General features: G+C 53.3%; 17 protein-coding genes, 1 pseudogene and 1 riboswitch. Of the genes and pseudogenes, 8 read left to right on the forward strand and 10 right to left on the reverse strand.

Annotated elements, in window-relative coordinates:
- The 3 genes from B8783_RS08770 to B8783_RS08780 are packed head-to-tail and all read left to right on the forward strand — an operon-like array spanning position 1 to position 3,600.
- Positions 1-1,110, forward strand: a complete 1,110-nt coding sequence (locus B8783_RS08770) for an ABC transporter ATP-binding protein (RefSeq protein WP_084419797.1) — start codon at positions 1-3, stop codon at positions 1,108-1,110.
- Positions 1,111-1,138: 28 nt separating this feature from the next.
- Positions 1,139-2,482 (forward strand): glutamine synthetase family protein, encoded by a 1,344-nt coding sequence (locus B8783_RS08775; RefSeq protein ID WP_084422012.1) that lies wholly within the window; start codon positions 1,139-1,141, stop codon positions 2,480-2,482.
- 50 nt (positions 2,483-2,532) lie between these two features.
- Entirely contained in the window at positions 2,533-3,600 is a 1,068-nt protein-coding gene (locus tag B8783_RS08780; protein WP_084419798.1) for an ABC transporter substrate-binding protein, read from the forward strand.
- A 428-nt stretch (positions 3,601-4,028) separates the two neighbouring features.
- Here B8783_RS08780 and B8783_RS08785 read toward each other — a convergent pair whose 3' ends face one another.
- Together B8783_RS08785 and B8783_RS08790 are read right to left on the reverse strand one after the other, a co-directional pair.
- Positions 4,029-5,804: an amidohydrolase gene (locus B8783_RS08785; RefSeq protein ID WP_084419799.1), complete on the reverse strand. Its 1,776-nt coding sequence runs from the start codon at positions 5,802-5,804 to the stop codon at positions 4,029-4,031.
- Between the two features lie 64 nt (positions 5,805-5,868).
- Complete coding sequence (locus B8783_RS08790) at positions 5,869-8,160, reverse strand: TonB-dependent receptor (protein WP_169711751.1); 2,292 nt, start codon at positions 8,158-8,160, stop codon at positions 5,869-5,871.
- Between the two features lie 907 nt (positions 8,161-9,067).
- Here B8783_RS08790 and B8783_RS08795 point away from each other — a divergent pair.
- Both B8783_RS08795 and B8783_RS08800 read left to right on the forward strand, forming a co-directional pair.
- Positions 9,068-9,802 (forward strand): GntR family transcriptional regulator, encoded by a 735-nt coding sequence (locus tag B8783_RS08795; protein WP_084419801.1) that lies wholly within the window; start codon positions 9,068-9,070, stop codon positions 9,800-9,802.
- A 167-nt stretch (positions 9,803-9,969) separates the two neighbouring features.
- Positions 9,970-10,881, forward strand: coding sequence for a hypothetical protein (locus tag B8783_RS08800; protein ID WP_084419802.1), 912 nt, complete (start codon positions 9,970-9,972; stop codon positions 10,879-10,881).
- Here the strand turns inward: B8783_RS08800 and B8783_RS08805 are convergent.
- The 7 genes and pseudogenes from B8783_RS08805 to B8783_RS08835 form a co-directional block, all read right to left on the reverse strand.
- Positions 10,878-11,708, reverse strand: coding sequence for a hypothetical protein (locus B8783_RS08805; protein ID WP_139792309.1), 831 nt, complete (start codon positions 11,706-11,708; stop codon positions 10,878-10,880). The two genes, B8783_RS08800 and B8783_RS08805, sit on opposite strands and share 4 nt — an antisense overlap.
- A 205-nt stretch (positions 11,709-11,913) precedes the next feature.
- Positions 11,914-12,580, reverse strand: a pseudogene (locus B8783_RS08810) (IS6 family transposase).
- Between the two features lie 193 nt (positions 12,581-12,773).
- Positions 12,774-13,319: a TetR/AcrR family transcriptional regulator gene (locus tag B8783_RS08815; protein ID WP_169711752.1), complete on the reverse strand. Its 546-nt coding sequence runs from the start codon at positions 13,317-13,319 to the stop codon at positions 12,774-12,776.
- Between the two features lie 325 nt (positions 13,320-13,644).
- Positions 13,645-14,994 (reverse strand): aminotransferase class V-fold PLP-dependent enzyme, encoded by a 1,350-nt coding sequence (locus B8783_RS08820; RefSeq protein WP_084419805.1) that lies wholly within the window; start codon positions 14,992-14,994, stop codon positions 13,645-13,647.
- A 1-nt stretch (position 14,995) separates the two neighbouring features.
- Positions 14,996-16,432 carry a D-arabinono-1,4-lactone oxidase gene (locus tag B8783_RS08825; protein WP_084419806.1) on the reverse strand — a complete coding sequence of 479 codons (1,437 nt, stop codon included), beginning with the start codon at positions 16,430-16,432 and terminating at the stop codon, positions 14,996-14,998.
- A gap of 2 nt (positions 16,433-16,434) precedes the next feature.
- On the reverse strand, positions 16,435-16,740 hold the full coding sequence (locus B8783_RS08830; protein WP_169711753.1) for a c-type cytochrome: 306 nt from the start codon (positions 16,738-16,740) through the stop codon (positions 16,435-16,437).
- Between the two features lie 286 nt (positions 16,741-17,026).
- Positions 17,027-19,333 carry a TonB-dependent receptor gene (locus tag B8783_RS08835; RefSeq protein ID WP_169711754.1) on the reverse strand — a complete coding sequence of 769 codons (2,307 nt, stop codon included), beginning with the start codon at positions 19,331-19,333 and terminating at the stop codon, positions 17,027-17,029.
- Positions 19,334-19,608: 275 nt separating this feature from the next.
- Positions 19,609-19,705, forward strand: a riboswitch (glycine riboswitch).
- Between the two features lie 58 nt (positions 19,706-19,763).
- On the opposite strand from B8783_RS08835, the gene B8783_RS08840 reads away from it, so the two are divergent.
- Genes B8783_RS08840 through B8783_RS08850 form a run of 3 tightly spaced genes read left to right on the forward strand, consistent with a single transcriptional unit; the run spans position 19,764 to position 23,689 of the window.
- On the forward strand, positions 19,764-21,032 hold the full coding sequence (locus B8783_RS08840) for a D-amino acid dehydrogenase (protein ID WP_084419809.1): 1,269 nt from the start codon (positions 19,764-19,766) through the stop codon (positions 21,030-21,032).
- A gap of 29 nt (positions 21,033-21,061) precedes the next feature.
- Positions 21,062-23,236: a malate synthase G gene (locus B8783_RS08845; RefSeq protein ID WP_084419810.1), complete on the forward strand. Its 2,175-nt coding sequence runs from the start codon at positions 21,062-21,064 to the stop codon at positions 23,234-23,236.
- Positions 23,237-23,260: 24 nt separating this feature from the next.
- Positions 23,261-23,689, forward strand: a complete 429-nt coding sequence (locus tag B8783_RS08850; RefSeq protein WP_084419811.1) for a GlcG/HbpS family heme-binding protein — start codon at positions 23,261-23,263, stop codon at positions 23,687-23,689.
- Between the two features lie 102 nt (positions 23,690-23,791).
- On the opposite strand, the gene B8783_RS08855 is transcribed toward B8783_RS08850, so the two are convergent.
- A complete protein-coding gene (locus B8783_RS08855; protein WP_084419812.1) occupies positions 23,792-25,183 on the reverse strand; it encodes an alanine/glycine:cation symporter family protein in 1,392 nt (463 codons plus the stop codon).
- Positions 25,184-25,247: the final 64 nt, after the last annotated feature.

Here is a 25,247-nt window from a genome sequence, read left to right on the forward strand (position 1 = left end):
ATGGCTCTCATCCGGTTCGAAGCGGTTACCAAAAAGTTCGGAACCTTCGTCGCCGTCGACGACGTGACGATAGACATAAAAGAAGGCGAGTTTTTCTCTCTGCTGGGTCCGTCCGGCTGCGGAAAAACCACGCTTCTTCGCATGCTGGCAGGTCTGGAGCATCCGACCTCGGGACGGATTCTTCTCGAGGGCCAGGATATAACGGAGTTGCCGGCCGGGAAGCGGGGCGTGAACATGGTGTTCCAGTCCTACGCGGTCTTCCCCCACATGTCCGTGCTGCAGAATGTTGCGTACGGGCTGAAGATGGACGGCGTAGGAAAGAAGGAGCGTCTCGAACGCGCACGAGAGGCTCTGGATCTTGTCCAGCTCTCTGAGTTCCGTGATCGCATGCCCGATCAGCTGTCCGGAGGGCAGCGACAGAGAGTGGCCGTCGCACGGGCTCTCGTAAAACGCCCGAAAGTCCTGCTTCTTGATGAACCTCTTTCAGCCCTGGACGCCAAGCTCAGGGACGATATGCGCAACGAACTGGTCAAACTTCAACAGCAGACAGGCGTCACCTTCGTGATGGTGACGCACGACCAAAGCGAAGCGCTGGCAACGGCCGACCGGTGCGCGATCATGAAGCGTGGCATGCTGCAGCAGGTGGCAACACCAGACGACCTTTACGAATTCCCGGCGAACCGTTTCGTCGCTGATTTCATCGGAACCATCAATCTCATCGAAGGTGTTCTGAGCGTCGATGAAACCAATTACGCGCAAGTCAGCTGCCCAAGCCTGTCGACCGAGATCTTTGTAGATCACGGTATCAGTGGCGCAGAGAGCGGGACCGTGTGGGTGGGCATCCGCCCCGAAAAGATCACGATGACACCCGTTTCTGATGAACCGGCAACCACGCCGGGTGTCCCAAGCAATGCAAACCGGCTGCTCGGCTCGATCATGGCCGAGGCCTATCTCGGAAGCGAGAGCATATACGACGTTCGCTGTAGCGACGGCTCGATGTTCAAGGTTCGAGAATCAAACTCCCGGCGAACCTGGGAGACAGAGTTCAAAACCGGCGACGAGGTCTGGCTCAGCTGGCTCCCATCATCCCCCATCATTCTGCAATCCTGATGCAAGAATGGAAAAGGCATACACCAAAATGACCGACAAACTATCCGAATGGATCAAACAGCACTCGATCGAGGAGGTCGAATGCATCGTGCCAGATCTGAATGGTGTGCTCCGCGGCAAGGTCTGGCCCGCTGACAAATTCGTTTCTTCGATGAACAACGGATCTCTTCGAATGCCGTCCAGCGTGTTCTCCGTCACAGTAACGGGAGACTATGCCGATACTGACGAGGACAGCATCATGTATAGCGATCCGGATGTCACGCTGAAGCCGGATATGAGCACCATCAGAATGGCGACCGGCTCGAAAACGCCAACGGCATTCGTTATTGCCGACGCGTTCCACCGAGATAAGACGGACTTCGAAATTGCGCCCCGTTTCGTGCTGAAACGTATGCTCGGCCTGTTCAAGGAAATAGGCTGGACATTCGCGATCGCTCCAGAACTGGAATTCTATCTGGCTCACCCCAATGCCAACCCGGACGAGCCAGTAAAACCGCCAATCGGTCGCTCCGGAAGATCGGAAACATCGCCTCAGCCTTACGGCCTGGAATCAATGAATGACTATGAAGACATCATTGAAGACATCTACGAGTATGCGAAACTATCCGATCTGCATCTCGACACGATGATCCATGAGAGTGGAACGGCCCAGCTGGAGATCAACTTCAATCACGGCGACCCTGTGATGCTCAGTGATCAGGTTTTGATGTTTAAGCGCATCGTGCGCCAAGTTGCACTACAGCACGGCATCTACGCGACATTCATGGCAAAACCGATGGAGAACCAGCCTGGTAGCGCCATGCATCTCCACATCTCTGCGAGCGATGAAAACGGCGTGAACCGCTTCGGCAAGGACGGACAGCTGACGCAGGACTTTCGTCACTTCGTTGCAGGGCTGCAGAAGTATCTGCCGCAGATAGCGCCGCTCTTCGGCCCCAACGTCAACAGCTTTCGCCGGATGCGGCCAGCCTATAGTGCACCAATCAATCTGCGCTGGGGCTACGACAATCGCTCTTGCGGATTGAGAATTCCCGAAAGCGGAGATGAAGATCGGCGCATTGAGAACAGGCTGCCGGGCGCTGATGCAAACCCCTATCTCGCCATCGCGGCTTCTCTTGCTGCTGGGTATCTGGGTCTCAAGGAAAAAGCTGAGCCGAGTGCTCTACTCACGGGCAATGCCTACGAAAAAGACCGGACTCTTCCGCGGACGCTTGATGGAGCCTTGGAAGCCATGATTGCCTGTGAACCGATCGCGGAACTCCTCGGACACAAATTCCTGAACGCCTTCTATCAGCTTAAAATGCTGGAATTGTCCGCCTATCAGCGCGTAGTCAGTTCTTGGGAACGAGATCACCTGTTATTGAAAGCCTAGCCTTGCCGGGGCCATCGGCCCCTGAGTGACACTTACTGGAGCATCCAGACATGACAAAGTTCAGCCGCCGCAACCTTCTGAAAATGCTATCAGCTGCTCCTCTAGCCGGAGGGGTGGGGATCAACCTATCTGCATGCGGAGGGCCGTCCAAGGACCGGATCAACATCTATACCTGGGACACTTATACGGGCGAGAACACGGTTGATGATTTTGAAGCCGCAACCCAGTCGAGTGTAAACCTCTCTTACTTTGCCAATAATGACGAATTGTTCGCCAAGATGCGTGTTGGCAATCCTGGCTTTGATTTGATCGTCCCTTCCAACGATTTCGTGGAACGGCTCATTGCGGCGGATCTTCTGGAAAAGCTGGATCACTCAAAAATTCCGAACCTAAAGAATATCGCTCCGGAATTCATGGATGTCCCGTACGATCCCGGCAGACAGTATTCGGTACCTTACACCTGGCTCATCACCGGCCTCGGCTATCGCAAATCAAAAGTCGACAGCGTTCCTGACAGCTGGAAATGGGTGTTCGACTCCGACCGCTACAAAGGCCGAATCGGCCTCCTTGGGGAAGCGAGCGAGCTCTTCGAACTCGCCATCAAATACCAAGGCCACTCGGTCAACGACACCGATCCTGACGTGATCGAAAGCGCTGCAGACATGCTGATGCGGCAGAAGCCCAACATCGCCATGTTCCATGACGACAATGGGCAAGACGCGCTACTCGCAGGCGATGTCGATATCGTCATTGAATACAATGGGGATATCGCCCAGGTCATGCAGGAAGACGACGATATCGACTTTGTCGTCCCGAAAGAGGGAAGCATCCTCGCGTCAGATGGTTTCTGCATACCAAAAGGCGCCCGCAATCCGGACCTGGCGCATCAATTCATCAACTTCATTCTCGATGCCAAGAATGGCGCGCACATTGCCGAGACGATCCAGTACCCAACGCCCAACGAGGCTGCGCTGGCGTTAATGCCGAACTCATACAGGGACAATAAGGCGATTTTCCCGCCGCAGGACGTTCTGAGCGTGAGCGAATATGTGCGCGATCCCGGAATGGAAGTGAACCGCATCTTTTCAGAGTATCTGACGCGCATCCGTAGCGCGTAGAGACATTGGCAAATCTGCTGGTTCTATCGGCCCGAGCTGGGATTTAACCGCCTTGGAAGGCCCTGTGCGTCGGAAGCGCCCGAGCCGGCTCGCAAGGGGCTGGTCCGACCGATCGCTTCTGAAAATGCAACGGCCCAGAGCAATCGTACCATCCTGAGATGGACCGGCGAAGCTGTCACCCGAATACCGGGAAGGTTACGCCTGAAAAGCTAACATGGACATGTGAGGACTTCAGCGGACCAATGGCCACCGCGCCCCCGCCCTGCCGGCTGAACCGGCCGACAGAACGACGAGCGTCGCGCGGTCGATTTCTCTACAATTTCAGTGAGATGTCCGGCGCATTCTTGAGCCCACTGGTGGGACCCAAGAATGCGCCGGAAAACTGCGCGATATTCTGCCGGCGAGCGCAGTGCCCCGCCGACATTTCCTTAGTCTTCCGAATAAACCAGTTCGCCATCCAGATAGACAGAATCAACGCGCATCTGATCCATCTGCGAAATGTCTATCTGGTACGGATCATCTTTCAGAACGACGAAATCGGCATCTTTTCCGACTTGAATGGTTCCGATTGAGTCTTCTTTTCCAAACTGTTTCGCAGAGTTCACCGTGTAGGCTTTGATCGCGGCGTCACGTTCCATTTTAGCCGATTCAGGATCCTTGAACGGATGATCGCCTGGCGTGTACTCACGGCGCGTCACCGCCATCTCTATGCCAATAAATGGATCGGCCCGCGGATACTCCCACCATGAGACGACATCGCTAGATAGCGTGACATTGGCGCCAGCGTCGACAAACTGCCCCACAACCATATTCTGTTTGGCTCTTTCGGGTCCGAGCAATGCTGCGCCGGCGCCCCCGAACACCGAGCCCCCAAACCAATGTGGCGTGAAGTCGACATTGACGCCCAGGTCTGCAGCCCGCTCGATGTCCGGCGGAGACACATACTCGACGTGAGCAATGGTCACTTCAATATTGAGAGGCCTGCCCAACTCGGATGTCGCAAGCTCCACTGCATCCAGAACCGACTTGGTCGCATCGCTGCCAACCGTATGAAGATGAAGATCGATGTTCTCAGCATCGAGCTCAACCATCAGCTTAACGAGCCGCTCAGTGCTAAATAACTTGCCGCCCGAGCCGAGCGAAGGGATTGCATACGGTTCAACTTCGGCCGCCGTGGCCACTTCATGAACGCCGTCATAGTGGACCTTGACGGTATTGATCGTGAACCGTCCGAAGGCATATTCATCTCTCAGCCTGCGAACTTCTGATACGGCCGCATCTAACTCGTTCGGGTTCCAGATGTGATAGGATCCCTCATAGTTGAGCGGCAAACGATGACTATGGGCGAGCTCCGAAACTACGGCGTAAATTTCATCATCCCAGATAAAATTGCCCGCATCGAAAAGCGTGGTCACGCCTCGACTGCTGAGGAAGTCCAGGAAAGTCGTCATGTTCGCCTTGAGTTCGTCTCGTGGCGAAATCATCGAACTATCCATATACGGCATCAGGGCAAACTCTTTGACCCAACCCGTTGGCTCGCCGTTCTCATCTCGTACGAAATATGAAATTCCCGGGCTAACATCGGGCGTTTCCGATGTGACGCCATACATGTCGATCGCAGCTGAATTCAGCCAGCGGGTATGACCCGAATTATCACTCAACAGCACCGGACGGTCCGGAAAGATCTCGTCCAGTTCGTACCTGTTTGGGCCATCGGGGAAAAACGCTTCCACGTCCCACTCGCCCAACCTGATGATGTCAGGCAGGTCATCAGATTGGCTGTACTCCTTCAGCCAATCCAAGGTTTCCTGCCGGTCCATGTCGCGAGGCATCGTCATGACGTCGCCATCATCCCCCTCGCCCGGCCCATTTAGAGCAATCAGGCCTGGGTGAGTATGCGCATCAACTAGACCAGGAAGAACAAATTGGCCTTCCAGATCACGCACGTCGGCAGAATCTCCGGCAAAATCGAGCGCCTGCTCCGAAGAGCCAACGAACAAGAACTTTCCGTCGCCGACAACAACCGCTTCAGCAAGCGGGTTGGCGTCGTCTTCAGTATAGATCTGCGCATTGTCGAAGACCGTAACATCTAATGCGGGAGAGGATGGGCTCCCCGACTGGATTGCCCCGCTTTCCTTGCCTACCGGAACGCACGCGACAATACTGAGAGTCGCAATCCCCAAATACAATGCGCGTTTACTCATCTACGTTCTCCTGTTCCCGAACAATACGAGTGCGTTCCGAAGGCAAAGACATTCACGATGCTTCCTAGAAGCGATAATAGATCGAAGCACCAAATGTTCGCGGCTGACCGAAATTGAACCGCGTGTCCTGAATGGTGTTACCAAATCCATTGGATTCGATCAGCGAATAGTACACGAATTCATCCGTCAGGTTCTCAACGAAGAGTGAAACGCCCCAGTCGTCGACGCTATCATAGCCGATCCGACCATTCACCAGACTATACGACGGTATGTAAGGCGAATCCGGGTTGCCTGAAACGCGCATCTCGTCCTGATAGCTATAGCTTCCGTTGATAAAGACCTCAGCACCCGACTCCAGTGGAATGGTATATGTCGCAATCAAAGAGGCTGTCACTTCAGGAGAACGCGCTTTTGGCGTCCCAACGTTGGCCGGATTGAATTCGTCTTCCTTGATCTCGGTATCCAGCAAAGCGAGGGTCGCAGACAAATCCAGGCGATTAGTCGGCAGCCATCTAACTTCGGCCTCAAGCCCCTGCCCGACGACTTCACCAACATTTTGAACAATGTAGGAAGCACCCTGGCTCACCAGCTGCTGTTGATCTTCGAACACATAATAGAAGGCAGCGGTATTTAGCTGGACGCTGTTGTCGAAGAACATCCCCTTCATGCCGATTTCGTAGCTATCGCTGGATTCCGGATCCGCGACGGCTGGTCGGCCGTTTATGGTCGGATCGGAGACATCGACTCCTGCGAAGGCAGGGATCGGAACATCAGCCTCGAAAGACAGAGCATCGATTGCGCCTGCTTTGAAACCCTGAGCCCAACTTGCATAGAAGTTCAGATCGTCAGTTGCGGCATAAGAGAGCGCCGCGCGCCACGTCACCTTGTCCCAGTCAGCTTCAGACGTCACAGGAGTTGTTGCGATCGCCGGCCAGTTAAAGGCTGTTGCATACGGATTGTTGTTTGGAAAGATCGACAGGTCTGCCGGGTCTGGAACGTATTGGGTGAGACGCTTCTTATCGTAGTTGTAACGCCCGCCAACGGTGAGCTCAAACTTCTCTCCCAATGGAATCGTGACGTCCCCGAAGAGAGACCATCCCGAAAAAGCGCCGTCCGTAGTTCCGAACTCTTCCTGGATCAAAGTCGTTGGGCTGCTGAAGTAGTTTAGCGTTTCGCTCCAGCTGCTCCCGATATATCCGTCCAGGTCTTCATCGAAGTAGCTTGCACCGAGCACCCACACCCAATCATTCGCAGGCTCTATGAGCAGCTGGAATTCTTGCTGAAAGACCTTCTGGTCGGAGTTTTGCTCGTAAGGACCGAAATATGTCAGATCCGGTATGGCGTTGCCGTCATAATCTTCCAGGTACCGGCTTTCAATGTCACGGTAGCTGGTGATCGCTTTGAGGCTGGTAATGTCGTTTAGTTCGACATTGACCTCTCCGGTAATGTCAAACAGTTCGGTTTTGATATAAGGGTCGAGATCGGTAGCGACATTGTAATTGTCACCGAACGGACCAGCCAGATTGGTCGTATCCAGCGTCGGATCCAGAATATAATCTGTAAGAGGAAATCCGAAATAGGTCTGGTCGGCCAAGGAACCGGTTGCCTGGTGAATATTCGGAACGTCGGTCCGGTCTTCATAGTTGACCGTCAGCTTGGCATCCCACAAATTCTGTTCATACTTCACAGCCGCCCTGACGGCGAAGGAATCGGTATCACCAATCGTTTCGCCATTTGCGACGTTGTTGTAAAATCCATCCTGCTGATCGACGTGTATGCCACCACGGAAATACAAATTGTCGGTCACTGGAACGTTGAGCACACCGGTGAAGTCGTATCCGTTTCGCTCAGAAATTTCAGCCTGCACGTCTCCCTCGAACGCGTCTACAGGCTCATTATTGATAATGTTGATCGCGCCGGCGATGGCGCTTCTGCCGTAGAGCGCATTCACAGGTCCTTTAACGACTTCTACCCGTTCCACATCGAATAGCGCGCTCGTCTGGGCACCATTGCGCCCCTGGTGCACACCATTCACGAAAACGCCCACATGCGGATCAAATCCGAACGTGAAGGCAGCCGACCCCAGACCGCGAATAGAGGTCCGTTCAGAGGTGGCATAGTCTGGCGCCGAGACCAGTCCCGGCGTGAATGAGAAGATGTCGGTAAATTCGCCGATATGCTGATCTTCGACGATCTCGCCAGTGAAAGCGGTAATCGCGAGAGGCACGTCCTGAGCCGACTGAGCGCGCTTTTGAGCGACGACGACGACTTTTTCGATAACCCTGGTCGAATCTTCGCCATCGCTCTCCTGCACATCGGCGCTTTGCGCGAATGCGGTAAGCGAAGCCGAAGTCATCAGCGCGACTATCGAAACACTCGTTATAGATTTAAAAACCCTGGATGCCATGACCTTCAACTCCTCATTGGTCAGGCCGAGCGGCTCGCTGCATCATTCAGCATAATCCACGCACGCACAGCCACATTTTTGCAATCACATTCGCCCAAAAGCCTCCCTCTCAGTAAGCCAATACGCTTGGGCGCGAATAGATAACTTTGTTTTTATTCCTTTTTCTGCCTTTTCTCAACTTGGCAAAACAAGGATAACCGCAAATCTTTTTTGTGATCACAATTGGAGTCTTAGTTTACGAGTTTTACAGTTGTCAAGAGAAGTCGCTACTTTTCGTCGACAAGTTTTATTGCCGGGTGCTTTGCCCCTCACATGTGATGAACCTCTTGCCTTCTCTCCCTTCAAAGAGAGCGCTTAGTGCAGCAGCGGCACTCCGATCAAGCGAGAACAATTGGAGCGTCTGTTGGCGGGGACCGGCCTCGCAATGACCGTCACCAAACGCGATTAAAGCCGTGGCGGTTTATCGATCTCGGCTTCCTCGGATAATTTCTCGCCAGGCTCCTGAACCGGCAGAGTCGGCCGTCAATATGTCGAAGGATCACCGATCTCACCCTGTGCTGGAGACACAACTCAGCAGAACATACGGTATGCTACCCTTCGCCAAGATCGAGATCACTTATTCGTCTATGAAGCAGCGTGCGTTTGATCTTGAATAGCCAATGTCAGACGTCCTCTTTTAAAGCCGAACAAACCACAAATCCTGTTGTGGGATCGGACTTCAGAGATTTTTGATGGAGTGCCGGTTCAAGTTAACCTTGGCAACAATGCTATTCTAAGCCTACTTTGATGTTTCGATAACCGCCAATAGGGGCGGTTATTCACAATTCTCGACACGCAGATTGAATTAAGGACATTGATGAAAAATTCTGTGCCACAAGACTCAGGGTTGAACGGCGACGATGCAAACTCATCTTCGGAGCACGCTGAGACGGCGGGCAAAGACAGCGCTGTGCACGAGCAGGTCTTCCTCAAACTTCGTGATCTCATAATCTCAGGGCAATTAAGCCCAGGCGAAACGCTTTCAGTGCGCGGAATCGCTAAAACCTTCGATGTGAGCACCATGCCGGCACGAGACGCGATCCGTCGATTGGCCGCGGCCGGGGCGATTGAGTTTAATGACACAAGGCGGATCAAGGTCGCGCGGATCGATCGCACCCACCTTGAGCAGATCCGGTTTGCCCGGTTGCAGCTTGAGCCGGAAATTAGCCGTCATGCGGTGCGTCGACTAAGCAAGATGCCAAAGCGGAAGAAGCAACTCCTGGAAACGCTCGATCAATACGACCGACTTCTGGACCAGGCGATCAATGCCGGAGACATTGATGGATATGCCAGACATAATAGCGCCTTCCACTTCGAGATTTATCGTGCGGCCGAATCGACAGTGCTCATGCGTCTGGTAGAAGATCTATGGCTTCAATTGGGGCCAACGATGCGCACGGTCCTTGGAAGACTGGGCACATCCAACCTTGTTGAAGACAGGCACAAAGAGGCTATGGCAGCCCTCCGCGATAATGATGAAGATGCGTTAGCAGAAGCCATACATATGGACATTCGGGAAGGCTTGGACAGTTTGCGGGAAACGGTCGTTTAAGCACAGGATGGGGGCTCTCAGTCCAAATACGAACCCGCCTCTGCCGCGCAGCAACCGCCCTACCCTGTCGAAGCAAAAGCCCGCGCTGCCTGATGTTGAATTATCCGTCGGGGCCGGCAAAAATAAGTCTGCTTTGGCTGAAATCGGCAGGGAGGATACGGCAGGCCATGAAGTTCGATTATAATTCGGTGATGAACACACTGACCTATCTCGATGTGGCATCTGCGAATGCGAAACTGCGGCGAATTGAAGGTCAAATGAATCGCCCCGCCCGTGATCCTGTTGCTGATCGCGAAGCGGCAGAGTTCATGGCCAACTTCAAGCTGGAAGCACTATTCGACAAATTGCTTGCCCGAGACGCGAAGATCGAAAAAGACGGATCGGCTCGCGAATACTTTCAAATCGAGCTTCTTGCGCTGGAACTCGTCAATTACGAACCAGAGGATTTCGACCGGCCGAGCTACGCCGCTAAAGTTGATCAACTTCGCTACTCCACATTCGCGCGCAGGAGGGAGTTGGCGGAAAAGTTCGGCGAGGAAGGCCGCCGCCGGATAGAAGATCTTATTCAACTGCCTTCGCTGATCGACCGGACCAAGAAGGCTTATGTGTTCGAAGAGGCGCGCCGCGCCCAAAAAGGTTCCTGGATACTCAGCGGTGGGGCTATTCCGATATATATGCTTGGCGCTCTATTCGTTGGTGCGGCCGCCTGGTTGCCGACCTACTGGGATGGCCCCTTTCTCGAAATCATGAGCGGAGATGAGAGCTATCGGCTCGCGCCAATTTTATTCACCAGCGGCCTTGGCATTGTCGGGGCTATTGCCGTGCTGCGCCTTTTTGTCTTTTCACGGATTAAGACGAAGATCAGGCGTGCAAAGCAACAGGTGAGCTATGAAGGTGAAGTGCCGGTTTCGCTCTCAAAAGCAGCCAAGTACAGAGCCCACCAAAGTGCACATCCGATAACGCCCAACACGCTTGATCGTCACAAGTTTGACGATTCGTCCCCGGAGGGCCTGAAAACGGGGCTGCAGAAGCTGGAAAAGATGCTCATAGATGCCCGACAGTGGCTTGAAACGAATTAATTGAACGCCCCGCCCCAACCGCTCCTTTCACGATAAGCCGCAATGGCCGCCATCGATGCAATTCTGTCGATGCGCTGATAGAACGGCATTCCTTCCCCATAGCCATATTTATGAGGTTCCTCGCCGTACATATTTTTCAATTGGCGCATCTCCTCGAGCGTACGTGCCACGGCCTCCTCGAAGTCAACATCGTTCCACTGCCGGAAATACTCAAGATAGCAGGGACTAAGCATTTCGTTGGATCGACTTGCCTGTACGAGTGAGCCAGACCGCTCAAACCAGCGTTCGGCAATCTGCTGACAGGACTGGTCACTCGTCTGGTTCGTCCATGGCTGGTAAGACGCAAGTCCGGCAGGCACATTCCCACCGCGTTCGCGCTGCATGTTGATCAGTGTTTCTACGAAAGCTTTTGACGCATCGGGACGACCGCTATCGGCCAGAAACCATCCAACATTAGCAATGTCGAGCAGCTTCCAGTCTTCCAGTCCATTTCGAAATGATTTTTTATCCGCCTCGAATATTGTCTCTAGTTGAGCGCGATAATCGACATCGCTTTCGATAAAGCGCAACGCCCAGATCCAGGACATATCGGACTGTTTCCAGCGCAACGAACCGGTAGGGCCATACCGTTCGTTAAGCTCTGCCTTAACGCAAACAGGGTCCAGATCACGCAAGCATTCTTCGCCGGTCATTGGCGCGGTCCGGTATTCAGTCCAATGCGCATATTCCGGAACGAAATAACGCGCCGCGAGGATCACTACCGCGATCGCTGCAAGATCGACCCAAGGCCACGTTATTCCACTACGTCCTTTGCGTTGCTTCGCCATTTTCGGCCCCCTTTTTTAAGAGGGAATAGCAAGAGATCAACGCAGATGCCAAGCCGCAGGACAAACCGATCAGACAAAATCGATCTGACGTCAAACACCAATATTTCTGTTCTCGCGGCTGATCAACTCATCCTTTCAGGGGTCTTGAATGGTGGCTAAAAGTCTAATGCGAGCCAGCCTCCAGCAACTGTCGGCGCACCCTGCCCTATCCAGCCAGAAGCTGACACCATTCAAGGAGAGCGGCATCTCGTTTCGTTTTTATGGTCTGGCGATGGTTGATGTGGCGGTCGAGGTTGAAATTATTATGAAACGAGGCGTGGGTTGAGGCGAATTTCTGGAGGTTCGACATCCGCCTGACCCTCAGCATCGCCCGCTCTCGTCGGCGGAATGGTAAGTGCGAATTCTCCGCACGATTGTTCAGATGACGACCGACCTCATGGCGGTCGATATTGCCGATCGCTTTCATTGCACCGCCATATGATCGGAGCCTGTCTGTCACCACGGTTCGAGTTGCTCCATAACGCTTCATGGCTTTCCTCAAGAACCGCAATGCTGCTGATATATCGCGTGTTTTTGTGACATAGCTTTCGATAACTTCGCCTTCGTGATCAACGTCGCGCCAGAGGTAATGCGTCTCACCATTGAGTGATCTGGCGCATGTAACGAGCGCGGCGGAGGCGGATCTTGCACGCCAACATCGCTCCAAATCGATCGCACCAGAGCCTTACGCTCTCGTGGCAAACATCGATACCTCGTTCGCGGAGAAGGTCTTCGACGTTTCGAAGCGACAGTGGGAAACCCACATACAGCATCACCGCAAGCTGGATAATTTCGGGCAACGTTTTGAAATAGCGGAACGGATTTGGGGACATCAAGTGATGCTACCGGCTCAATCGCCCGGTTCCGCTGACAACACCCCAGCCGGTTCCCGATCCGCTTCCCGCAGGATCGGCACCATCTCTTTCGTCCTGGAAACGGGCCTTCCGTATGATAACCACCTTTTCAGATGGTCGTATCCCAAGCAAAAACTGGTCCGAAAAACCGGGGTCAGGTCATATGTTCCAATCAGTCGATCTGGATTATTGACGCCAGCGCAAGGCCTGCCGAATCCACGATCAACCTGCGATTTTTGAAGGCCGTCTCAAACAACATTTCGATCGTCGAATAGGAAAACTCCACAACCAGCTGAGTGCGGGCAAGAAGATGAGCTTTTTTTGCCGGGTGTCCAAGGTCGACAAGATTGTCGAAAATTATCTTGGCCGCAGTATTGTGAGCCTTACGACGTAGCGGGGCGAGTTCTGGAATAGCGCGCACTGAGACCATCAGCGCGTGCGAGCCAATAAATTCTTGTGTAACGTCGATGACACCGCTCAGGGTAACTGCGGAGTGGGAAGCAACCTCCTCCAGGTTGTCGAAGACAACGAGCGGACGTGATTTTACCACCTCGTCCTGCATTTCCATCAAGCGATTGAACAATATTTCCAAAACGCTGTGCTTGTGTTCAAACCATCTATAGAAAGTAGGCGGCGTAAGGCCCGCACGCTCGACAATCAAATTTGACGTGAAGCTCTCTAATCCGCGTTCGCTCAAGAGCTGCTGAGATGCGCTCAAGATTTTCTCATAGTTTGCTATCGATCGTTCTTGTCGAGGCCGACTATCTCGCATTCGTTCGCTTTCTAACTAACTGCAAATTCAAATCTTTTTAGACGCAGACATATCAAATCTAAAAAGCTTATCTACGTTTCTTTCCTTAATAAGCACGCTTCAAACACTGAGCGTGTTTATTCTTCAGGCACTTAAATTGTCTCAATAACTCGCAAACCGTTAGCGAGAATTTGTCCTTTTAAAGCCTCAGTCTTCCGCTCTGAAACATATATGCTTCAGAAGCTCTCTTCACGTCCACGGCGCTAAAAGGAGTGGTATCAACTCAGGCTGATTACCCCAAATATCTTTTTACAAGCGCTCGAGCTTGATCAAGCGGCATCGCCTTAGCCACTTCGATTGCACTGACGGCTCGATCTATGTGTTCTCGCGAATTGTAAATGTGCGGGCTCAATCTCAAATAGACTGGCCGCGGCTGGCCGGGGCCTGACGTAGCTCCATCAATGAAGGCGCCTGCAACACTTGCCTGATGAAGGACTAGAAAACCGGCCATTGCAAGCAAGGGGTCACCGAGATCCATAACGATCACGCCATGCCCACCTTCTGGCGATCTTATGTCGATGTTTTTCGTTCTTAGCTCTGTCTTTGCATAAGCCACAATGTCATCGATCGCACTCTCAACGGCACCTGGCCCTCCAAAGGCGTCGTGTGCATCAACTGCGTCACCGATCGCGGCAAAAGTACCGACATCTCTCTGGCCATGGCATTCAAACCGCTCGGCCGTTTGGGACAATCCGTTTTCCGGATATGTGAAGTAGAGATTGTAACCGAGCGTCACGGGTCGAATTTTGGGGACCGCAGTCTTGCGGACGTAGAGCACCCCTGCTCCACGCGGTCCAAGTAAGTACTTGTGCGCGCTGGCGGCATAGCTATCGCAGTCCATATCGGTCAGATTTACTTTAACGCTACCCCAGGATTGAGCCCCGTCGATATGGACATGAACGTCTTGCTTTTTGGCTCGAACGGCCGCGACAATCTCTTTGATGGGCATCCGGCGTCCGGATATATTCGAAATGTGGGAAATAGTGAGAACTCTAGTGTTCTCTGTAACCGCACGGGCAAAGATATCTGCGATGTCGGAAGCAGAAAGTTCGCCTTCAGGAAGGTAAATGTCGCGCAGCGATATTGGAGTCGTCTCGGATCGGTAGCGCCAAGAGATGTTGTTGGTGGCGTGATTTTCTGACCAGATGAGAATTTCATCTCCGGCTTCGAGTGTCATGCCATTGATGACTGTGGAATTGCCTTCACTCGTGTTTCGTACAAAGGCAATATCTTTCGGATCAGCCACGCCAAGCATTTTCGCCGCCTTTTGACGTGCGCCCTCGACTTTTGTCGCCACAAACTCGTTGCGGGCGAGAAAAGATACATCTCGGCGCAATTGGCGCTCATATTCATCGAACGCCCTCTCAACGCTGGTAAACATCGGCGTCAAATTTGCCGCATTCATAGGGATCAGGCCCTGTCCTGCCCCGACCAGACGCGGGTTTGGAGCCTCAGTATTTCCGGTGGGTAACGGCGAACCCGTTTGAGCATCCGCTTGGCCATCTAATGCAACAGTAGCGCACCCAGCGGCCGCACCCGCGCCCAGAAGTGCGAGCATAGCCCGTCTGTGCAACACCGTCATTTTAGGATTCTCCGAACAAAGATTTGAGGTGTTGGTTCAAGAACTTGCCTTCAGGGTCGAGCTCTCTACGCAATTCACGAAATGAGTTGAACTTCGGATACATATCCTTCAGTTGCTCATACTTGAGGCTGTGCACTTTCCCCCAATGTGGCCGGCCGCCGTGGCGCAGCATCATGGGCTCGATGACCTCGGCATGAAGCGAATAATCTTCATTGGCCGGTGTATGAAATGAAATCGAGTTGCGCACGCCATCGTTGAATGGGCTGAGCCACGCATTGTCGGGACCAATATATCTGAACTCAGAAGGAAAGTAGAAGCTCTTTCGATTGTCGAGAAACTTGAGCATCTCTTTATATGCAGCAATTCCAGATTCGACCGGAATATGGTACTCGGTTTCAAAGATTTTGGTCGGACGAGGTGTGGAAAGGAGCTTCCAACTCTCCTCTTTCACGTTTTCGATTTCCACATCAGACGGAAAAGCGGAATTGAACATTCTGCGACGCATCCAGGGCCACCAGCCAAGCTCATTCCTGAGATGTTTCAATTGCTCAAGCAGATCATCATCATCGGGCGTTTCACGCACATCGCTGGGATCACCATCGTAATAATTATGAACAATTACGAGCGCTTTGCCGACATTATGGAGATAGAAGAACTCAAAGAACGGATGCATCTCCAGCATTTCTGGAGCGCGGTCCAGCAATTGGTAAATGTCTTCGAGCCAAACGCGCCGGTGTAAAAGGAATCTCGGCTTAAGCTTCAACGTGTACTGAGTAATGATACCGAGCGCGCCAAGTGAGACCTTTCCAGCCTCAAACAAATCCGCATTGGTTTCCGCAGTGACATCAAGGATCTCACCGTTTGCCGTTACCATGCGAAATCCAATCACAGAGTCATGCATGGCCGGCAGTTCCTGCCCTGTGCCGTGAGTTGCTGTGGCAAATGCTCCGGCAAGCGTCTGCTGGTTGATATCTGGAAGGTTCGGAAAGGCGAGTCCCTGCTCCGCCAGCAATCGCGCAGCCTGACCAATTCGGGTGCCTGCTCCGACAACTGCAGTTCGAGCAGGTAAGTCTACATCATAAACGCCTACAAACCGGCCAAGATCGATCAGCGTTCCGTCGGTTCCATCTGTCGGCACCACGCCCGACCAAGAATGACCGCTCCCTAGAGGTCGAATGCCGCCTTGTGCATTGGCGACTATGCTCGCAAGCTCTTCTTCTGATTGAAGTGATTTGATCGCGCTCAAAACCGCACCTTGGTTTGCGGCCCAGTTCTTCCAAACCGTCTGACCAGGTCCAGCCTCAAATTCGGGATAATCAAAGCTGTCTTTGGTAAAGTTGCGTCCGCTCCAGGCGACGTGCTGCCCGCCACCGATAACGACCGGCGCGCCAATAATTCCGGCTCCGCCAATTAGCGCATTCCGACGTGATATTTTCATTTTTAGCTCCCGCCATCTTTGGCCATGAATTCGATAAGCGCGATGAACTGATCATCACTGCAATCAAAGCACTGCCCGTTCGCTGGCATCATTTGATATCCATACTTTGCGGAGTTCAGCAGACCGTTCACTCCTTCTCGAGCCTTCATTCGAGCGGCCCAATCAGCGCCATGCCCGGTCAATGGGGCGTTCATACCCTCAACTGCGTGGCATAACCGGCATGACCGGTCATAAAGCTCACTAAGCTCAGCATCAGACGGTAGTGAGTGCTCCGCATATTCGATCTGCGCAGCGGTTGGATCGGTCACGATAGCGGCGCCGCCTTCTCGAGGGGAACCGCATGAATATAGCAGAACCGCCATACTGATCCCTAGGCTCAAACGCACCTTTTGCAAAAGACAAATCTCCCATTATGATAGTATTTACTACTTTATAAGCGGGACTCGAATGGGTCAAGAAATTTGAACCATTTTGCACCGTTAATGGAACGCAGCTGGACGAGATTGCCAAAAGCCGAGCCCTGGAAGTATTCCAGGGCTCGAGAGGCCCCGCGCACACGAAGGACGCGGACGACGTTTTTGGCAAAGACTCTGCTTAAAAGCTCACTCTCAGTTCAGCACCAAAGGACCGAGGGGCAGCGAACATGCGTTGAATGAGCCCAAAATCACTTAGATCGGCGGCATTTACCAGGTACTCTTCGTCACCGAGGTTCTTACCGAACAAGTTGAACTCGAAGCGGCCATCCGCGCTGGTATAGCCCAATTGCGCATTCAGAAGCGTGTAGCCGTCCTGAGCAACCAATGGGTTATTCTCTGTCGAGAAGAAGATATCACTCTTGTACGCGGCCGAGCCTTGAACATGAAACCTGCCGCCATTGAAAGCATCGAACTCATATCTGGCGAGTCCGGAAATTGAGGTATCCGGGGTGTTTGCGATACTGTTGCCATCAAATCCGCCAGTGCCGGAGGTATCCTCAAGCTCGCTGTCGTACAGCGCCAGACTCAAGTTCAAAACCAGATTATCTGTTGGGAACGCGGTTGCATCCAATTCAAATCCAAACACTTCAGCACCGCCAGCGTTATCCAAGACCTGGACTGGCAGATTGCCCGTATTGATCAGTGTAAAGACTTGCAGATCTTCAAAATCGTTGAGGAACAGCGCGCCATTCAGACGAAGCGCCTTGTTGAACAGCTCGGACTTAAAGCCGACCTCATAAGCAGTAATGAATTCTGGCTCGTAGGGCTGCAATTCGGCGACGGCAGTGGCTGGATCTCCAGACAGAAGCCCGCCATTAAATCCGCCGCTTTTGAAGCCGCGTGACACACTGCCGTACAGAAGTGTATCTTCATTTGGCTTGTAATCCAGAGCGACACGCCAAGAGATCGCATCGTCGCTCGTGCTCAATCCCGGCACACTGTAAAGCGGCAGAGGGCCGTCCACAATGATAGGGTTCGAACTCTCGTCGAAACCGACAAAGTATTGGTCGTTCAAGATATTCGATGCGCCATCGAAATCCCGGTCTTCAGACGTATAACGCAACCCTACCGTCGCTGAGAGCTGATCGGTCAAATCATAGGTCCCTTGCCCGAACAGCGCATATGTCTCTGTCGACTGCTTGTTCACAGTTTCAGAGATCACAACCGGCGCACCGACGAGCGCTCCCGACAAATCTCCAACGCCGCCCGTTAGTGGAAGCAACTCAGTGAACAATTCCAGTCCGTTCACCTGGTCGAGATCTTCATTGAGGTAATAAGCGCCGAGCAGCCAATTCCCACGATCAGTATTGCCGGCAAGACGAAACTCTTGGGTAAAGGTCTCAGATTCGACGCCATAACTCACAAACAGCAAAGACAACGGAGAGGCGTCAGAATCTTCGGGCAGGAAGTGCTCGACCTCATCGTAAGCGGTAATCGATGTGAAATCGAAGCCATCGAAATCGTATGTGGCCTGGAAATAACCGCCAATTGAGTCCTGATCGACATCTCCGACGCGATTATACTCGCCATCATATGCATCCCCGGTTCCTGGATAACCGAGCACGTCTTGCGTTCCTGACCCTGTTACATTTCCTGCGCCGTCAACACTCAACAGCCCAAAGTGATTGAACTGAGATGCTTGCGATTCATTTTGAGCGCCATGAAGATTGAAACGCAGCGCAAGACGGTCAGTCGCATCCACATCTATGAATGCGCGCCATGCGAGCGTATCGAAGCCATGAGTATCCTCACCGGTAACCAGGTTAGTGCCGAACCCATCAGAGTCCTTCTTAACCGCAGCAACTCTCGCCCGAACATTATCACTCAACGGACCGGAGATCGCAGCCTCTAGTTCCGTTGTGTTGAAGCTGGAATAGGATGCTCGCAAACTGGCCTCAAATGTGTCGGTCGGCTTGTTCGAGATAAACTTGATCGCACCGCCAGTTGTGTTTCGGCCATAGAGTGTGCCTTGCGGCCCCTTCAAGACCTCAAGCCGCTCGGTATCAAAGAATTGAAATGCGGTCAGAACAGGCGAACTGACGTAGACTTCGTCGGCATATACCGCGACGGGGCCCGCATTATTGGTATTGAAGTCGTTTAGGCCTGCGCCTCGCAAGAAGAAGACAACCTGGCTGCCTTCCCCGCTCGGAGACAAAATTTCCAACCCCGGCAAAAATTCGCCCAACTGATCCGTCTCGGTGATGCCTAGATCTTCAAGTGTTTCGCCTGTGAACGCAGAAATACTAATCGGAACATCCTGTAAATTTGCAGCGCGCTTTTCCGCTGTCACCGTAATGGCCCCAAGCGTACGGGTTTCTGTTTCAGCCGCGTCCGCGCCTGAATCTGGGCCGCTTTGAGCGGCAGCTGAGAGGGCCAACACCAGGGTGCTGACGCTCGAAATAACTCCGAATTTGATCTTGTTCATATTCTGCACTCCTCCAGCGAGAGCTTTAAGGCACGATTTTTTGATAAAGTAGTCAATCATACTTTTTTAGAATTTTCAGGAAGTGTGTCGAATTTGCTACACATCCATTTTCAGCAGTTACAGGCATTCTACTGTCCGTTGATTTAAAGGCTTGACTTAAAAATATGGTATACTACTTTTTTCTTGTTCAAAGCTGTCGACAGGGAGAGCCCGGATATATCCGGCGCCGAAGGAGCAACCGCCCCGGAAACTCTCAGGCCTAATACCGGTCGACTTGAAGGACATCTGGAGAGTGGTCGCTATGGCGGCCCACCGAAGGAGCAAGTGAGTCGACGCTCATGAATCTCTCAGGTTCAGGACAGATGGGGCAGAAACGATTGCGGATCAGGCCCGCGTTCGTTTCTGCCCATTTGTCTGCTTGGAGATTCAGATGCAGAATATTGCGATTGTTGGTGCCGGGATTACGGGGATCACCACAGCCTACGCCCTGCTTAACCGCGGATTTGAAGTAACCGTTTTTGACCGAAACCGATACGCAGCGATGGAAACGTCGTTCGCAAATGGTGGCCAGTTATCTGCTTGCAACGCTGAGGTCTGGAACAACTGGACTACCGTCGGCAAAGGTATAAAGTGGCTCTTGCGCAATGATGCGCCGCTCTTATTCAGCCCCTCGCCGAGCTGGCACAAATATTCCTGGATTGCCGAGTTTTTGTTGGCGACGCGGAAGTACCGCGAAAACTCGATGGAGACGGTTCGTCTGGCACTTCTGGCGCGTCAGCGCTTATTTGAGATTGCCGAGACTGAGCAACTCAGCTTCGACTTTGCTCAAAAAGGGATCTTGCACTTTTACAAATCAAAAGAAGATCTTGAATCTGCCGCAACCGTCAATGGCATGCTGAATGAGGCGGGACTTGATCGCCGCGCGGTTACACGCGAGGAAATCAAGTCAATCGAGCCAGCGTTGAGCGGCGAGTTCGTCGGCGGATACTACACTCAAGATGACGCAACGGGCGACATTCACAGATTTACACGCCAATTGTCGGAGGTTTGCGTCAATCGAGGCGCGATCATGCGATTGGGAGCCGAAATTTCCCGCGTCAAAGCTCATGCACAAGGCGTGGATATCCAGTTCGACCAAAGTCCGAATGGCCGGGCCGATCCTCAAACATCGACTCACGATGCCATCGTGGTTTGCGCCGGTGTGGAAAGCAGACGCTTTGCATCCCAACTGGGCGACCGGATCAATGTCTACCCCGTCAAAGGCTATTCGATCACCGTTCCCATTACCCACGTAGATAGTGAGTTGGCGGCGCCACAAGTTGGCTTGCTCGATGAAGCGGCAAAAATCGTTACCAGCCGACTTGGGCCTGACAAATACCGAATTGCGGGTACAGCGGAAATAAATGGATTTGGCCGCAATATTCGCGCGGACCGAATTCGTCCACTGGTCGAATGGGTTCACACGCATCATCCTGAATTAGACGCGTCGGGCTCAATTCCCTGGGCTGGTTTGCGCCCGATGATGCCGGACATGATGCCTCGAGCGATGGCCGGCAAGCGAGACCGCGTGTTCTATAACACCGGTCATGGACATCTCGGATGGACGCTGTCAGCCGCGACCGCCGAGATCGTTTCGGAAAAGATCCTTAAATCATTTACCGGGCGTTTGCAGACCGTATCCCCTGCTCTGGCAGCCTGACCTCCAACAGAATTTTGGTGAGAATAGTAATGACAAACTATGTGGACCGCGGGCAGCTCAAAATCGATGCCGCGCTAGCTGACTTCGTTGAACGAGAAGCTCTCAAAGGATTGCCGTACGATAGCAAGACCATCTGGTCGGGATTGGAGGAGATCATCTCTCACTTTTCTGGGCGAAACCGCGCACTGCTGGCCCGCCGAGAAGTCCTTGAAGATCAAATTCAGGATTGGCAGAGCCAGAATGCTGAACTGGCAAGATCAGGCGGCGCCCAGAAAGAGTTTTTGAGTTCAATCGGCTATCTCTTGGATGAGCCGGCTGACTTTGAGATCCAAACGTCGAACACTGATGTTGAGATCGCTGAAATATCTGGCCCACAATTGGTCGTTCCAGTTTCGAATGCGCGATATGCGCTGAATGCCGCAAACGCCCGTTGGGGCAGCTTGTACGATGCTCTGTATGGAACCGACGCCATCATGCCACCACCAGAGGCTGGCGGATATGATCCAGAACGCGGGCAAAAAGTGATTGATTGGTCAAAACAGTTTCTCGACAAAACTTGGCCTTTGGCAGAAGGATCGCACGCGGATGTGACCCAGTATTGGGTTGAGGAAGGTGAGCTGGCAGTTGCGATAAACGGCTCGATTACTAAACTATCAACACCAGAAGCGCTCGTTGGATTTTCGGGCCCATCTGGAACGCCAGAATCAATTCTCTTGATCAATAACGGCCTTCACGCCGAACTTCAGTTTGATCGCAATAGCAATATTGGACGCGATGATCGCGCTGGCATGAAAGACATCTATCTTGAATCGGCACTAACCACGATCATCGATTTCGAAGACTCGGTTGCGGCGGTCGACGGCGAAGACAAAACGGCATGTTATCGCAATTGGCTCGGTCTCATGCGAGGAGACCTGCAAGCGCGTTTGACAAGAGGCGGGGCAGAAATCGTTCGTCAACTGGCGCCTGATCGCGAGTATACAAGCGCGCAAGGTACTTCGATCTCGCGGCCAGGCCGCAGTCGTTTGCTCGTCCGCAATGTTGGTCACCTCATGACCACCCCAGCCGTGATCGATCGCGACGGTGAAGAAGTGTTCGAAGGATTACTCGACGCGCTTCTGACGAGCCTAATGGCGTGCCACGGCTTGAACAATGGCACACTTCAATCGGTGTACATTGTGAAGCCAAAAATGCATGGGCCGGAAGAAGCCGCCTTCGCGAATGATGTTCTCGAGACTGTGGAGCAAATCCTAAACCTTTCGCCCAGCACTTTAAAAATTGGATTGATGGATGAAGAGCGCCGAACCTCAACCAATCTGAAGGCGTGCGTCTATGAACTGCGCAATCGGATCATTTTCATCAACACAGGTTTCCTTGATCGAACTGGCGATGAGATTTTTACCGCCCTGGAAGCAGGTCCCGTTGCTCGCAAAGAAGAGATGAAGTCGTCGCCCTGGCTTGGCGCTTACGAAATGGGAAATGTTCAAACAGGCCTAGGCGCCGGCTTTCGTGGTAAGGCGCAGATCGGCAAAGGTATGTGGGCAAAACCCGACTACATGGGCGAAATGCTCGCGCAAAAAGCCAACCATCCGTTGGCGGGTGCAGACTGCGCTTGGGTGCCTTCCCCCACTGCCGCAACGCTTCATGCATTGCACTATCATGAGATTGACGTTGAGACGGTTCAGGCAGATTTGCTCGCTAACTCTGATCCGATAAGTTCTTCTGAGCGACTAATTGCTCTTCTGACACCGCCGATCGCTGACCCGAAGAACTGGACCAAGGAAGACATCCGAACCGAAGTTGAGAACTGTTGTCAGACCACACTCGGTTACGTCGTACGCTGGATTGACCAGGGTGTCGGTTGCTCAAAAGTTCCGGACATCCACGATGTCGGATTGATGGAAGACCGCGCAACCTTGCGGATTTCCTGTCAGCTTCTAGGGAATTGGCTCCATCACGGCGTCGTTTCTAGACAGGATGTCGAAGCCGCGCTTTTGCAGATGGCAGAAATTGTCGACCGCCAGAATTCCGGCGATCCAGCATACACGCCTATGCTCCCAGATCATGAGAACAACATCGCGTTCCAGGCCGCACGAGACCTAGTATTTCAGGCGACCTGCCAACCGAGTGGCTACACCGAGCCAATTTTGCATCGCCGCCGTCGCGATCGCAAAGCCCAACTCGCGGCCAATGAGCAAAATTAGAACCTTCAAGAAGGAAGCCAGAAAATGCTGACCCTGAAACAGTCTGAAATCATCACAAGCACTGTCTTGCAAGAAGGGCGGGCTCGCGAGCTGGCACCGCTTTGCGTTATCGTCCTTGACGCTGGCGGACATCTCGTAAACTCCAAACGCGAAGACAACTCTTCAGTAGGCAGACCACAAATTGCGATGGGCAAAGCATCCGGCTGCATTGGGCTTGGCGTTGGCGGTCGCACACTTGCAAAAATGGCTGCCGATCGTCCATCTTTCATGTTGAGCGTTTCAGGCGCATTCGTTGATGGGTGTGTGCCTGTCGCTGGCGGAGTCCTTATTCGCGATGAAAAAGGCGCGATCCTCGGCGCTGTCGGCGTAACTGGCGACACTTCCGACAACGACGAAGCCTGTGCGATTGCTGGAATCAGCGCCGCTGGTCTCGTTGCTGATGCCGGATCTTAGCGGTCAACACGGTGCTGTCAGTCTAATGCGACCCCGTCTTCAGCATCGACAAGCACCTCTCCTCACCCAACGGGACGTTCACGCCCCTCAGCCCCATCCCTCTCAATCGGCCGGTTCGACCGACGATACCCGCTCTCGCCTGAAATAGGCGCGCGTATGACGAACCACTTTCGGTGACAGAATAATCGCTGAAACCAAAGTCGGGACCGCCATCAGAGCAAAGCTGAGATCGATGAAGTTCAGGATGATACCGACAGACGTCACGGCTCCCAGAAAAATGGTCGTGACATAGACGGAGGTATAGATCGGGACGCGTTTCACCCCAAACAGGAAGGCGAAGGATTTGGCGCCATAATAGGAATAGGAAAAGAGCGAAGAGATGCCGAAAAACAGAATGCAGAGGAGCAGGATATAGCCGCCAAAGCCCGGATAAGCCGCCTCGAATGCGTTCGCTGTCAGCGATACGCCGGTGGCGTCGCTGCTCTGCCAGACTCCGGTCATCAGGATGGCCAACGCCGTCATCGTGCAAATGACCAGCGTATCGATGACAGGACCGAGCATTGCGACCAGCCCCTCATGAACAGGTTCACTCGTCTTTGCTGCACCGTGCGCCATGGCGGCCGTGCCCAACCCGGCTTCATTGGAGAAAGCCGCGCGCCTGACGCCGAGCAGGATCAATCCACCGACTGCACTGCCGAAGGCTGCTTCGCCGCTGTAGAAGCTTGCTGAAAAGGCATCACTGATGATGAGGCCAATATAATGCGGCACCTGGCTCGCATTGAGAAACATGATCCCGACCACGGCAGCGACATAGATCACTACCATGGCGGGAACGAGCAGCGTTGTGGCATAGCTGATCCGGGTCAGCCCACCAAACACGACGGCCGCTGTCAGGCCCGTGAGGACGATGCCAATGATTGCATTGGTCACGAAGCTGTCCGCTATACCTGCCGGCACGAGGGCGATATCACTGACAGCTTGGGTTAGCTGATTGGCGTTGAAGACCGGCAGGCATCCTGCCATGCACGCGACGCAGAACCAGATCGCCAGTGGCCGCCAGCGCGGACCGAGCGCTTCGCGGATCACATACATTGGACCACCTTGCAGCTCGCCTTCGGAATCCCTTCCGCGGAACATGACTGCCAGCGAGCAGGTAAAGTACTTCGTCGCCATGCCGAGGATTGCCGAGACCCACATCCAGAAGACCACGCCTGGACCGCCCATTTTGATGGCGATCGCGACGCCGGAAATGTTGCCCATACCGATCGTGGCCGCCAATGCCACGGAAAGTGCCTGAAAATGGCCAATCATGCCTGGCGCCCCGGCCTTGTCATGCCGACCGGTCAGAACCTGGATCGCAAAGAAGAAATGCCGAAAAGGCAGGAGCCGCGAAAAGCAGAAGAAGAACAGACCAGACGCCGTCACCAGAAAAACCAGTGGGGGTCCCCATACCCAGCTCGCGGCGCGGGCGAGCAGCTCCTCAATCAGCCCCATGACATCCTCGCTCCGATTTTCGATTGGCGCGCTTCGCGGCTTCTATGCGGCGGCAAGACACAGC

This window comes from Henriciella litoralis (assembly GCF_002088935.1).
GTDB lineage: Bacteria > Pseudomonadota > Alphaproteobacteria > Caulobacterales > Hyphomonadaceae > Henriciella > Henriciella litoralis.